The organism is Rothia sp. HMSC062F03 (genome assembly GCF_001836905.1).
Lineage (GTDB): Bacteria > Actinomycetota > Actinomycetes > Actinomycetales > Micrococcaceae > Rothia > Rothia mucilaginosa_A.
Map to the genome: position 1 here is coordinate 373316 of NZ_KV830861.1, position 12806 is coordinate 386121.

The window sequence follows — 12806 nt, forward strand, 5'->3', positions numbered from 1 at the left end:
GCGTGTAAATTATTCGTTTCGCCGTTGAAACGCTGTGAATTTTTAAGGGGTAGTGCATAGTTATAGTATTTTTGACGTAAAAATACGGGTGGTGCGCACTTTATCCCCTTAAAATGCTCTGACTAGAGGAAACGCTGTGAGTGAATCGTATGAGCTCGCGAGAGGGTACCCTCCTCCGGGTGGCGAAGCGTAGACCGGCAAAAATTTCGAAAAAGCGTACAAAAATGCCCGATAGGTGAGACAACACCTATCGGGCATCCTGTAACACCCCCGCAGGAGGGGCTAAAACTGTTTAGGCTTCGTAACCGTTGGGGTTATTCTTCTGCCAGTTCCAGTGGTCGCGAACCATGGTCTTGATATCACGGGTAGCGCTCCAACCCAGGTCAGCCAGGGCGGAGGAGGGGTCGGCGTACGAGACCGCAACGTCACCGGGGCGACGATCCACAATCTTGTACGGCAGCTCCTTACCGCACGCCTCCTCGAATGCGTGCAGAACCTGCAGAACCGAGTAGCCGTTACCGGTACCCAGGTTCCAGGTGTGCAGGCCGCCGTGCTCAGCAATGTAGTTCAGCGCCTTCAGGTGGCCGTCGGCCAGGTCGACCACGTGGATATAGTCGCGCACACCGGTACCGTCAACGGTCGGGTAGTCGTTGCCGAAGACGTTCAGGTGGTCGCGGCGACCCACTGCAACCTGGGCGATGAAGGGCACCAGGTTGTTCGGGATACCCGCCGGGTCCTCGCCGATACGGCCGGACTCGTGTGCGCCCACCGGGTTGAAGTAGCGCAGCAGAGCAATGTTCCACTTGGAGTCGGAAGCGGCCAGGTCGACCAGCATGTCCTCGATGTGCTCCTTGGTACGGCCGTAGCAGGACTGCGCATCCATGTTCATCTTCTCGATGAGCGGCATGGACTCGGGCTCGCCGTACACGGTAGCGGAGGAGGAGAACACGATGGAGTGGCAGTCGGCCTCGTCCATGGCGTAGAGCAGGTTCAGGGTGCCGGCCACGTTGGTCTGGTAGTACCACAGCGGCTTCTCGGCGGACTCACCCACAGCCTTCAGACCCGCAAAGTGAATCACGGCGTCGGGGCGAACCTGCTTGAAGAGGGCCTTCATGCCCTCGAGGTCGAGCAGATCAACCTTGTGGAATTCGGGGGCGCGGCCGGCCAGCTCGGTGACGCGCTTGAGGGACTCTTCGGAGGAGTTGGCGAGGTTATCCATGACGACGACGTCGTGGCCTGCCTTGAGCAGTTCAAGTACGGTGTGCGAGCCAATGTAGCCGGCACCGCCGGTAACGAGTACCTTCATGATGTCCTTTCGAGCAAAAATTCCGGAGTGAACCGGACGGAGCATGTGCTGTTGAGCTGTATCTAATGGTACAGGGGTCGGGGCAACAGAATGGTTTTATGCACTGTGCGCTTGTGCACTCCGGTGTGAGCACGTGGGAGGCGCGTAAAGGGCTACGGACGGTGAAGTTATCGAGGATGGGATGCGAGCCCCGCGCACAACGTAGAAAAAGGGTCGGGATGCTTCACGCATCCCGACCCCTCAAGTCCGCAGGGGCGGCCGGCATTAGCCCAGGCCGGCCCAGAGTAGTTCAGACCCAGCCCTAGTTCAGGTGCAGTGCCTCGTTCAGCTCCACGGTGTTCTTCGCACGCGGCAGAACCTCAATCGCGCCGCTCAGCGAATTACGGCGGAACAGCAGGTTCGACACACCGGACAGCTCCGCAGCCTTCACCACGCGCGCCTCCTGACCGGGCAGCAGCACGCTCACGCGCGAACCTGCGGTCACGTACAGGCCCGCCTCAACCACGCAGTCATCGCCCAGGGCAATACCGATACCGGACTCCGCACCCAGCAGGGAACGCTCACCAATGGATACGCGCTTCTTGCCGCCGCCGGAGAGGGTACCCATCGTGGAGGCGCCGCCACCCACATCCGAGCCGTCACCCACCACAACGCCCTGAGAAATACGGCCCTCAACCATGGAGGTGCCCAGGGTACCAGCGTTGAAGTTCACGAAGCCCTCGTGCATCACGGTCGTGCCGGAGGCCAGGTGCGCACCCAGGCGCAGACGGTCGCCGTCGCCAATACGCACGCCGGTGGGAACCACATAATCCACCAGGCGCGGGAACTTATCAATGTGGCTCACGCTCAGGTGGCCCAGCTTGCGCAGGCCAATCGCCAGCTTCTGGAACTCAGCGGCAAGCACCGGGCCGTGGTTGGTCCACGCCACGTTCGCGAGGGTGCCGAACAGGCCATCCAGGTTCAGCTCGTTGGGGCGAACCAGGGTGTGGGAGAGCAGGTGCAGACGCAGGTACGCGTCGAGTGCATCTTCGGGTGCCTCATCCAGGTTGATGGAGGCGGTACGCACCTCGGTGCGGGCGTTGCGCGCCGGGTGCTCAGCGGCCAGCTCCTCCAGCTCGTCCGCGATGGACAGGTCGGGGGTCTGGGTGAGGGAGGGGGCGGGGAACCAGGCATCCAGGACGGTGCCGGCGTGCTCGCCAGAGACAACAACATTGACCAGTGCGACGCCGGAGGCGTAACGGGGAGTGTTTTCAGACATGCACACCATTATATGGGCTGTAGCACACCGAGCATCAGGGCCGTCGGCGTTCGTCTCACGAACAGATGCGCGCGCCCCGGGATGCGGGGCGCCCCCAGCCTGTATCGTGGAGGGATGACTGTGAATCACCACGCACCCCTGGACCTGAACGTATCCATGCCCGAGCTGACCCGCGCCCTGCTCGACTACGAATCGGTATCCGACCACGAGAAGGACCTGGCCGATGCCGTGTACGCGGCGCTCGCGGCCTACCCGCACCTGCATCTGACCCGCGACGGGGACGCCATTATTGCCCGCACCGAATTCCCGCCGATGCCCGGTGAAGAGGGGGAACGCACCCGCATTATCCTGGCCGGTCACCTGGACACCGTGCCCCTACCCACCGTCGAGGGCTCCCTCGGCACCGTGCCGGCCACCGTTCGCGAGGAAGACGGCGAGTACGTACTCTACGGACGCGGCGCGACCGACATGAAGGGCGGCGTGGCCGTCCAGCTGAAGCTTGCCGCCGAGCTGACCGCGCGGGACACCGACTACAACCTGACCTACATCTTCTACGACCACGAGGAGGTCGCGAGCGAGCTCTCCGGCCTGGCGCGCCTGATTCGCAACCACGGGGAGCTCATCACCGACGCCAACTTCGGCGTACTGCTCGAACCGACCAACGGCACGATTGAGGGCGGCTGCAACGGCACCATGCGTTTCTTCGTGCGCACCCGCGGCCTGGCCGCCCACTCGGGCCGGGCCTGGCGCGGCGAGAACGCGATCCACGCCCTGGCGCCCGCGCTGGCGGCGCTCGCCTCCTACGAGCCGAAGACCATCGCCGTGGAGGGGCTGGACTACCGCGAGGGCCTGAACGCGGTGCAGATCTCTGGCGGCGTGGCCGGCAACGTGATTCCCGACGCGGCGGCGATGCACGTGAATTATCGTTTCGCCCCCGATAAGACCCTGGACGAGGCGGTCGCTCACGTTCGCGAGGTGTTCGCCGGGTACGAGCTGGACTTCGTGGACCTCTCCCCGGCGGCCCGCCCCGGCCTGGACACCCCGCTGGCCGCCTCCCTGATTGAGGCGGTGGGGCAGGAGCCCCAGCCGAAGTACGGTTGGACGGACGTGGCGCGCCTGAGTGAAATCGGAATCCCGGCCGTGAACTTCGGCCCCGGTGACGCCCTGCTGGCCCATACCGACAACGAGCACGTACGCTTCAGCCAGCTGACCCGCTGCCACGCGGACCTGCGCGCCTGGCTACTCAGCGACCGCGACGACGAGGACTAGGAGGCGCTTCCCGGCCCGGTTGCGTGCCGAACGGCGGCATGGGCCCCGTGCGCGAACCCCGTGCGCGAACCCGGACCAAAGCCCTCCGCCTGCCGGCCACCGCGTTGTCGCCCCGGCCGGCCGGCATCTCACAGCGTCATAGAAGGGGAGACAACACATCTCTCTTCTAAGATGGAGAGTAACCATACACGTTATTCGAGAGGACAGAGTTGAACATTCTTCTGATTCTGCTCGCCCTGATCCTGCTGGTCATCGCCTCGCTCACGGTGATTGCGCTCGGCGGCCACCGCGCCGTGCCCGGCGCAGCGTTCTTCAACGCCGTGGGCCGTGACGGCCTGGGAGTCTTCGACACGGTCGACGATCTGGACGTCATCGCCAAGCCCTTCAGGGCCCCCGCATCGCAGGCCGTGCCCGCCGAGGGCCCCCGGGCCGTGCAGGAAGAGCCGGAACCCCTTCCTCTGGCCGTGCCGCATACCGGTAACGTTGAGCGGACCCTGAGCGCCCACGACTTCGTGGATCACCACGTGGACAAGCCCTCGGGCGCCTCCGCGGTATCCTCCGCCGAGAAGCCGCAGAGCGGGGAGGCCCGATGAGCGCACGCGCCGGGCTCACCGAATCGAGCGAGCCGGCGGAGCATACCGCATCCCGCGTCGAGCAGAACCGGTCCGAGTCCTTCGACGAGGCCCTGACATGGATGTACACCTCCTCCGCCGAGCGTCTGCGCCGCGTGGGGGAGCGTCTGCGCGCCCTGCCGGCCTGGCTTTCTGTGCTGCTCATCTACGGGATTTCGCGTGTGTGGGGCTTCGCGGTGTTCGCCGTGGTCGGCCAGCAGCAGCTGCGCGGCCCCTGGGGTGAGCATCTGAGCTACCTCTCCTTCATCAGCACCTGGGATGCCGGCTGGTACGAGCAGATTGCGCTCAACGGTTACCCGAGCGAGCTGCCGGTCAATGCGATGGGTGTCGTCCAGCAGAATCAGTGGGCGTTTTACCCCATCTTTCCGCTACTCTCGCAGGGAATCAGCCGCCTGACGGGCATCGCCTACTACCCGGTGGCCGCCACCGTCGCGTTGTTGGCCGGTTTCGCGGCGGCCTGGATCATCTACCTGCTCTTTGACGCCTCGGTGAAGGCGGCCCGCCTCGCGCGTTCCGGATCTGACTCCGCCGATGCTGAGCCCGCCTCCTCGCTGGCGCTGTGGGGCACGGCCCTGGTGTCGTTCCTGCCGGTGGCTCCCGTGCTTCAGGTGCCTTACGCCGAGTCACTGAACCTGGTGTTCCTGGCCGGTGCGCTGCTGTGCCTCGTGAAGGGGCGTTACGGCTGGTTGGTGCCGGTTGCGGCCCTGGCGTGCCTGTCCCGCCCGGTGGGTGTGCCCCTGGGCGCGGCTGCCGGCCTGTGGTGGTTTGCGTGCTGGGTGCGTTCGAGCCGCCAGTCGGGTATGGGTGCGGCGTTTGTGCGCCGTGCGGGGCAGCTGCTGAGCGCCCTGCTGGTGTGCGCGTGCGCGCTGGTGTGGCCCGCGATTGCGTGGTCGGCTACGGGCCGTGTGGATGCGTACACCGCCACGGAGACGGCCTGGCGAGGCACGCATCTGGCGCCGATTGAGCCGTGGCTGACACAGGGGTACCTGTACTTTGGGTATGCGGCCCCGATCCTGCTGGTTCTGCTGATCCTGGGTTTCGTCGCGCTGTGCCTGAGCCCGGTTGCGCGAAGCGTTTTGGCGGCCCCGCTGAATCTATGGTGCGTCTGCTACTTCGCCTACCTGATTCTGTTCCTCAACCCGCAGTCGTCGACGTTCCGTCTGCTGCTACCGCTGTTCCCGCTGGTCGTGGTGGCGGCGGCGCTGAGCCGTTCGCGGGCTTACCGCTGGGCGTTGCTGGTTGCGGGCGCGTGCGCGCAGTGGGGCTGGGTGGGCTGGCTGTGGCATTGGAAGCAGCTCCCCGGCGGTGGAGACTACCCGCCGTAAACCGAATACTGTTTTGCGAGACCGCCGGTGTGCTGCCGGCGGTCTTTTGCGTTCGGGAGGCGGGCGTGTCTGCGGTAGGAGCCGCAGCGTTTTACCCGGCGGTGGAGACTACCCGCCGTAAACCGCTGTTGTGGCGTTCTTAGCCGAGGGCGCAAAGCTTTCGGCGGGGCTTTAGCTCGCGCATCCCGCAGGTCCAGAGCTTAAAGACACGTTCGTATGGGCCCTTTTGGTCGGCGGCACCGGCCCGGAGCTGATAATCTATATTCTGTGTTTGGTATTAGTGGCACCGAGTTGATTATTCTGGCCATCATCACGTTCGTGGTGATTGGCCCCGAACGCATGCCCGAATACGCCCGTCAGATTCGCGAGTTCGTCAAGACCGTGCGCCGCATGGCCTTCGACGCTAAGGACGACTTCAAAGAGGCCCTGGGCGAGACGGGCCTGGAGGACATCAACTGGCGCCAGTACGACCCCCGCCAGTACGACCCCCGCGTGATTGTGCGTCAGGCATTCGCCGAGGACGACGCCGAGCGCGAGCGCGAGGCGAAGGCCCGCGAGGAGGCGCTGCTGAAGGAGCAGGAGAAGGCCGAGAGCCACTCCCTCCCGCGAGGCGCGTACGCCCCCTTCGACGTGGACGCCACCTAAGATTTTGAAACGAAAGAACCCCGCACCGGTCACGGCGCGGGGTTCTTTCAGTATCAGCTTTGTAGAGGCTCTAGCCCTAGACGAAGAGCGGCAGGCTCTGCCCCGCCCTCGACTCGCCGGAGTGCAGAAGCTTCGAGGCGATGGACTGAATCTCTTCGGCGGTCGCGGAGTCGGGGCGACCCCACACGACGGGCATGCCCTCGTCACCGCCGGTGCGCAGGTTCACGTCCAGGGGGACCGAGCCGAGCAGCGGGACGGGGTAGGAGAGCGCCTCCGAGAGACGCTCAGCGAGCACCTGACCGCCACCGGAACCGAACATGTCGAGCACGGTGCCGTCCGGCAGGGTCATGGCGGCCATGTTCTCCACCACACCCACGACCTTCTGACCGGTCTGCAGGCTCAGGGTGCCGGCGCGTTCGGCCACATCCACGGCGGCGTGCTGCGGGGTGGAGATGAGCACAAGCTCCGCGTTGGGCAGCAGCTGCGCCATGGAGATGGCAATATCGCCGGTGCCGGGCGGCAAATCGAGTAGCAACACATCCAAGGCACCGAAATGCACGTCCATGATGAACTGCTCCAGCGCGCGGTGCAGCATGGGGCCGCGCCAGGCCACCGGCTCGTTACCCTTGAGGAACATGCCGATAGAAATCACGCGAATAAAGCCGCCGCCGACCTGCGCATCGCCCCAGCGGCGGGCGGGGGCGGGAACATCCACGGTCGGCGGAAGAATCAGGTCATCCAGGCGTGTGGGGGCATCGGTGATGCCGAGCAGGCCCGGAATCGAGAAGCCGTGCACGTCCGCGTCGATAATGCCCACCGAGAGCCCGCGCGAGGCGAAAGCCGCCGCAAGGTTGGCCGTCATGGAGGACTTACCCACGCCGCCCTTGCCGGACACCACGCCGAACACGCGGGTCAGCGAACCGGGGGCGGTGAACGGGTTGGTGCGTTCGGGCTTGAGCATCGAACGCAGGGCGGAACGCTGCTGCGGGTTCATCGCGCCCACCTGCAGCTGCACTCGCTCGATGCCCTCGACGGTGGCGGCGGCCTCGCGCACCTGCTGCTCGATGGTGTTCTTCAGCGGGCAGCCCTCGATGGTGAGCAGAACCTTCACCTCGGCCCAGTGGCGGCCGGGAATCGGCTCACCGCGCTCATCCAGTTCGGGATGCACGAGCGCGGTCTCGACCATGCCGAGCTCCGTGATGGGGCGACGCAGCTCGGGGTCCTCCACACGGGCAAGGGCCGCGTAGAGTGCGTCCTGCAGCGGGTTATCGGCGCTCACGGACGCCTCCCTCCGGGGCATCGCCCGAGGTCTTGGCCGGGCTCTCCGCCTTCCGCTCGCCCGGGTCCTCAGTGTGCGCGGAGCCCTCGGTCTCCTCGCCCTCGGTTTCCTCACCCTCGAGGCCGTCGGAGGCGTCAATATCGTCGATAGCCTCCTCCAGGTCCTCAATGTCCTCACTGATGTCCTGCAGCTGCTCGGCGTGACGCTCCTGCTCCTGCGCAATGTTCTGCAGTTCCTCAAGAATGTCACGCAGCTCGCTACGAACGAAGTCTCGGGTCGCCACCTCGCGCAGGGCAATACGCAGCGAAGCGATCTCGCGGGTCAGGTACTGGGTCTCCTCCAGGTTCTGCTGATCGCGCTTACGGTCCTCGGAAGCCACCACGCGGTCACGGTCGTCCTGACGGTTCTGCGCGAGCAGCAGCAGGGGAGCGGCGTAGGAGGCCTGTAGGGACAGCATCAGGGTCAGCAGGGTGAAGTTCAGGCTACGCGGGTCGAACTGCATCTCCTCCGGCGCCAGGGAGTTCCAGGCCAGCCACACGCCACAGAAAATGGTCATCCACATCAAGAACTGCGGGGTACCCATGTAGCGCGCAAACGCCTCGGTCATGCGGCCGAAGGAGTCCGGGTTAGGGCTGGTAAACAGCTTCGGCTTGCGGGTGCCGGGGGTGCTTAGCTGCGATTCGCCGCGCTGCGGGCGGGAATCGCCGCGCTCGCGGTTGCGTTCAGCGTACTTCTTCTCCAGGCGGTCCTTGAGAATACGTGCCTTATCGATGCGGGGGTTCTCTTCGGTACGGTTTGCGTCGCGGCGGTTCGAATCAGGCAAAGCGTCGTCCTACCTTTCGTACGGGAGTTCCATCATCGTAAGTTCGCCAGTCTTCGGGCAGGAGAGCATCGAGCACGTCGTCGATGGTCACCGCGCCTACCAGGCGGTGCGAATCGTTCACAATGGGAACGATGGTCAGGTCGTAGGTTGCCAGCACGCGAGCCAACTCTTCGAGGCTGGCCTGGTCAGAGACCGGCTCGGTGTCGGTGTCGAGGATGTGGCCGATGGGCTCGCTCGGCGGCACGCGCAGCAGCTTCTGCATGTGCACCAGGCCCAGGTACTTACCCGTCGGGGTTTCCAGGGGCGGGCGCGTCACCATGACGGCAGCCGCCATTGCCGGAGGAATTTCCTCGGCGCGGATGTGTGCAAGCGCCTCGGCGACGGTCGCCTCGGGGGAGAGGATAATCGGCACCGGGTTCATGAGCGAACCGGCGGTACCCTCGTCGTATTCGAGCAGTCGACGCACGTCGTCCGCCTCGTCGGGCTCCATGAGTTCCAGCAGCTTCTCACGCTGGGCGTCGTCCAGTTCGATAAGCAGGTCGGCCGCGTCGTCCGGTTCCATCTCTTCGAGGACCTGCGCGGCGCGCTCGTCGTCCAGGTGCGACAGAATCTGCACCTGGTCCTCGGCGGGCAGCTCCTGCAGAACGTCCGCGAGGCGTTCGTCCTGCAGCTCGGCGGCGATTTCGACCATGCGCTTATCGCTCATCTCGTGGATGGCGTCCGCCAGGTCGGCAGGCTTGGAGTTTTCGTGGTTGGCCACGAACGCGGTTGCCGCCTGCGGTTCCACATCGGTGGAGAGCAGAGCCTCGTCCCAGTCGACGATGAGGGTCTCCTTGGAACGGCGGCGCCACGTGCTGGAGCCGGAGCTGACGCGGGAGACGAACAGCTCGGTCACGCCCCAGTCGCCGTTGCGGCGCTGCTCAATCGCGACGTCTTCAATAACGGCGTCGCCGCTGCCGTCAAGCAGGCGTACGCGGCGGTCGAAGAGCTCACCGACGATGAGGGTCTCGGAGTTGCGCTGCTCGAAGCGGCGCAGGTTCACCAGGCCGGTCGAAATAATCTGGGAGGCGTCGATGCTGCGCACGCGGGTCATGGGCATGAACACGCGTTTCTTGCCGAGCACCTCAACGATGATGCCGACGACAATCGGCTCGGTGCCCTTGGCGGGGCGGGCTCCTGCAATGGAGGCACCCAGGCCGCGTTTGAGCACGACAACATCGCGGAGACGGCCGAGGCGGTCACCGAAGGGGTCAAAAACGTCGAGGCCCAGAAGGCGGGCAATGTAAATCTTGCTGGGGGCGCTGAACTTAGAATTGCTCACCCCTCTAGGGTACGCTCCGCCGCCTGGAATCGCACTTTGAGCGTTCTCGTTCTCAGCGGTGCCCGCAGGGAAGCCCCGCGGCCGGGCCCTGGACAGGCCGGTACAATTAATGCCATGACTTTTCAGCTGCCGAATCTGCCCAATACCCCGCCCTCCTCGTTTATGGCCTCGCGCCTGGCCCAGGCCAACGGCCACCCCCTGCCGAGCGGCGAGCCGGTCGCCTCCTTCGTGCGCCACGACGACGCGCTATCCGCTTTTGACGTGCTGAACGAGCAACAGTTCCCGGTGACTGCCCTGTACCTGGTCAACGACGGCATCCGTCAGGTGGAGTACCCCGTGCAGACCGGCTACGGCCGCGCCCTGCTGGTATCCGCCATCCAGGGTGTCATGATCGGTCTGCTGTACTCGATGTTTGTGGCGGCCGGCGGCACGAACTTTATGAGCGCGCTGCTCTCAACGGTGCCGATTTCAGTGGCCATTTTTGTGCTGTGGCGCGTGTTCGACCTGCGCCGCGGCCGCGGGGTTCGCTACCCCATGCGCACCGAGGCGATTCCCTCGCGTACCGTGCTGTACGCGCTGCCGGAGTACGCCCAGGAGGCGCGCCGCGTGCTGGGCGGTCATTCCCGCTTCTCTGCCGCGGTTGCGGCCGCGCGTGCGGCGACCGCCCCGGAGGCTTCGCAGGCGCGTGCCGCTCAGAGCACCGTCTCGATGAACGGTGCGCCGGTTCCGACCGGTGCCCCGAAGGCGCCCTCCTACCGTTCGCAGGCCGGTAGCCAGCCCGCCCCGAACCAGAACCTGCCCGAGCGCGATACTACCGCGCAGAACGCGGTGGCCCAGAGCGCGGCCCAGAACATGCCCGCGCCCGTCCAGCCCGCGCAGAGCGTTCCGCCCGCCGTCCGGGAGGCAGCAACCGCCGAACAGGTAAACAGCGCGCAGGCGACCGATCAGAAGGCAACGCCGCAGAAGCGTCCGGCTCAGCGCTTCGGCCTGCGCGTGGACGACCCGGAGGAATACGCCAAGCTGATTCAACCCAAGCCCGAGCGTCCCACCCCGCGCCCGCAGGGCCTGCACGATAAGTCCTCGAAGGACTCCGAATAGGCTCCAGCCGCAACGGCGGAAAACAGGCGGAGAACAGGCGGAGAAGACGGCGGCTGAGAAGAGACGCGAAAGCCCCTCACCGATTCACTCGGTGAGGGGCTTTCCTCATGCATAGACAACCGGCATTAACCGGTACATCCGGCGGGGATGGGGTTACGCCTCCTTGGAGAGCTTAGCCATCCACTCCTCAATCTCCTCGACGGTGCGAGGCAGCGCAGCGGAGAGGTTCACGTTGCCGTCCTCGGTGCAGAGCACGTCGTCCTCAAGGCGGATACCGATGCCGCGGTACTCCTCGGGAACCGACAGGTCCTCGTCCTTGAAGTACAGGGCCGGCTCGATGGTGAAGACCATGCCCGGCTCCAGCTCAGCCCACATGTACAGCTCAGCCTTAGCCTGCGCGCAGTCGTGCACGTCCAGGCCCAGGTGGTGGCTGGTGCCGTGCGGCATCCAGCGGCGGTGCTGACCGCCCTCAACGGTGAGCGAAACATCGGCGGAAACCGGCAGCAGGCCCCACTCCTCCAGGCGATGCGCCAGAACGTTCATGGCGGCCTCGTGGATTTCGTAGAACTTGGTGCCCGGCTTAGCCACGGCGAATGCGGCGTTGGCGGCATCCAGCACGGCGTTGTAGACCTTTGCCTGAACCTCGGTGAACTTACCGTTCACGGGGAAGGTGCGGGTCACGTCAGCGGTGTACAGGGTGTCGTCCTCAACACCGGCGTCCAGCAGCAGCAGCTTGCCCTCGTCCACGGTGCCGTTGTTACGAATCCAGTGCAAGATGGTTGCGTTGTTACCGCAAGCCGCGATGGTGTCGTAGCCCAGGTCGTTACCGTCGGTACGTGCCACGGAGAAGAACGCGGTCTCAACCACGCGCTCACCACGGTGGTGCTTTACAGCCTTGGGCAGCTCGCGCACAACCTCTTCGAAGCCCTTGACGGTCATGGCGACCGAACGCTTCAGGTTCTCAACCTCAATCTCGTCCTTAATCAGGCGAGCCTCGGAAAGAGCCACGGCCAGCTCGGAGTCCAGCTTGTCGGCCTGCTCCAGCTCCACGCCGGTGTTGTAGCGGGAGGTGTCGACGAGAGCGTCAACAGCCGGGTCAACGTTGCGGACCAGGCGGATGTTCACGCCGCCCAGACCCTGGTTACCGGCGTTCTTGGTGACAGCCACCTCAAGCTCGGACAGGTCGCGGGTGCGGATGCCGAAACGCTCCGAGAACTCCTTCAGGGTGGGGCGGGGGCCAACCCAGAACTCGCCGTAGCGTGCATCGGCGTAGAACTCGGTGGTGTCGCGGCCGGCCAGCGGGCGGAAGTACAGGGTCACCTCGTGGTTGGAACCGTTATCGCCGGTACCCTCCTCGACGGGCTCAAAAATCAGCACGGCGTCCGGCTCGTGGTCAACGCCCAGACCGGTCTGGTGAGCGAAGGCCGAGTGCGGACGGAAGCGGTAATCGCAGTCGTTCGAACGGACCTTCAGCGGGCCTGCGGGCAGAACCAGGCGCTCGCCGGGGAATGCCTTGGAAATCTTGGCGCGGCGCTTAGCAGCGTAGTCTGCTACGGGCTCGCGGGTGTAGCCGCCGTCCTCGGCCTTGGCCCAGTCCTTAGCGATGAATTCGGTAAACGCAGACGCTTTAGGGGTGCTGCGGTGATCAGTCTTCTGAGCTTCGGTGCTCTTCTTATTGTTCTCAGTCATGCCTTAATCATATCGCCTTCGCCACAGATGGGCGCATATTCGGGTCCCCACGACCAAATAGCCGGTGGGCCGCCGCCAATGTTGGTAGGGTGGAAGAAGAGAAAGACACCGTAGACACCATTCAGACATAAATCCCCGAGAAACGGGCCCCGCCGCGTGAG

Annotated in this window: 11 protein-coding genes; 5 read left to right on the forward strand and 6 right to left on the reverse strand. The window is 65.0% G+C overall.

What is annotated here, in order from left to right; all coding sequences use genetic code 11:
- Nucleotides 1-292: 292 nt before the first annotated feature.
- Nucleotides 293-1306 carry a UDP-glucose 4-epimerase GalE gene (gene galE / locus HMPREF2674_RS01625; protein WP_070604114.1) on the reverse strand — a complete coding sequence of 338 codons (1014 nt, stop codon included), beginning with the start codon at nucleotides 1304-1306 and terminating at the stop codon, nucleotides 293-295.
- A 301-nt stretch (nucleotides 1307-1607) separates the two neighbouring features.
- Nucleotides 1608-2573, reverse strand: coding sequence for a 2,3,4,5-tetrahydropyridine-2,6-dicarboxylate N-succinyltransferase (dapD, locus tag HMPREF2674_RS01630; protein ID WP_070824632.1), 966 nt, complete (start codon nucleotides 2571-2573; stop codon nucleotides 1608-1610).
- A gap of 105 nt (nucleotides 2574-2678) precedes the next feature.
- On the opposite strand from dapD, the gene dapE reads away from it, so the two are divergent.
- The 4 genes from dapE (at nucleotide 2679) to HMPREF2674_RS01650 (ending at nucleotide 6435) form a co-directional block, all read left to right on the forward strand.
- Complete coding sequence (gene dapE, locus HMPREF2674_RS01635; protein ID WP_049346654.1) at nucleotides 2679-3833, forward strand: succinyl-diaminopimelate desuccinylase; 1155 nt, start codon at nucleotides 2679-2681, stop codon at nucleotides 3831-3833.
- A gap of 209 nt (nucleotides 3834-4042) precedes the next feature.
- Nucleotides 4043-4426, forward strand: coding sequence for a hypothetical protein (locus HMPREF2674_RS01640; protein WP_049332089.1), 384 nt, complete (start codon nucleotides 4043-4045; stop codon nucleotides 4424-4426).
- Complete coding sequence (locus HMPREF2674_RS01645) at nucleotides 4423-5790, forward strand: hypothetical protein (protein WP_070824633.1); 1368 nt, start codon at nucleotides 4423-4425, stop codon at nucleotides 5788-5790. Before HMPREF2674_RS01640 ends, HMPREF2674_RS01645 begins: the two co-directional genes overlap by 4 nt.
- 267 nt (nucleotides 5791-6057) lie before the next feature.
- On the forward strand, nucleotides 6058-6435 hold the full coding sequence (locus tag HMPREF2674_RS01650) for a twin-arginine translocase TatA/TatE family subunit (RefSeq protein WP_049332091.1): 378 nt from the start codon (nucleotides 6058-6060) through the stop codon (nucleotides 6433-6435).
- A gap of 76 nt (nucleotides 6436-6511) precedes the next feature.
- Here the strand turns inward: HMPREF2674_RS01650 and HMPREF2674_RS01655 are convergent, their stop codons facing one another.
- The 3 genes from HMPREF2674_RS01655 to HMPREF2674_RS01665 are packed head-to-tail and all read right to left on the reverse strand — an operon-like array spanning nucleotide 6512 to nucleotide 9858.
- Nucleotides 6512-7714 carry a P-loop NTPase gene (locus HMPREF2674_RS01655; protein WP_070483762.1) on the reverse strand — a complete coding sequence of 401 codons (1203 nt, stop codon included), beginning with the start codon at nucleotides 7712-7714 and terminating at the stop codon, nucleotides 6512-6514.
- Nucleotides 7701-8537, reverse strand: coding sequence for a DUF1003 domain-containing protein (locus HMPREF2674_RS01660; protein ID WP_246826146.1), 837 nt, complete (start codon nucleotides 8535-8537; stop codon nucleotides 7701-7703). The genes HMPREF2674_RS01655 and HMPREF2674_RS01660 overlap by 14 nt, the downstream gene beginning before the upstream one ends.
- Entirely contained in the window at nucleotides 8530-9858 is a 1329-nt protein-coding gene (locus HMPREF2674_RS01665) for a magnesium transporter MgtE N-terminal domain-containing protein (protein WP_049343908.1), read from the reverse strand. Before HMPREF2674_RS01665 ends, HMPREF2674_RS01660 begins: the two co-directional genes overlap by 8 nt.
- A gap of 114 nt (nucleotides 9859-9972) precedes the next feature.
- Here HMPREF2674_RS01665 and HMPREF2674_RS01670 point away from each other — a divergent pair, with 114 nt between their 5' ends.
- Complete coding sequence (locus HMPREF2674_RS01670; RefSeq protein ID WP_070824634.1) at nucleotides 9973-10956, forward strand: hypothetical protein; 984 nt, start codon at nucleotides 9973-9975, stop codon at nucleotides 10954-10956.
- Between the two features lie 153 nt (nucleotides 10957-11109).
- On the opposite strand, the gene HMPREF2674_RS01675 is transcribed toward HMPREF2674_RS01670, so the two are convergent.
- Complete coding sequence (locus tag HMPREF2674_RS01675) at nucleotides 11110-12645, reverse strand: aminopeptidase P family protein (protein WP_070824635.1); 1536 nt, start codon at nucleotides 12643-12645, stop codon at nucleotides 11110-11112.
- Nucleotides 12646-12806 lie beyond the last annotated feature (161 nt).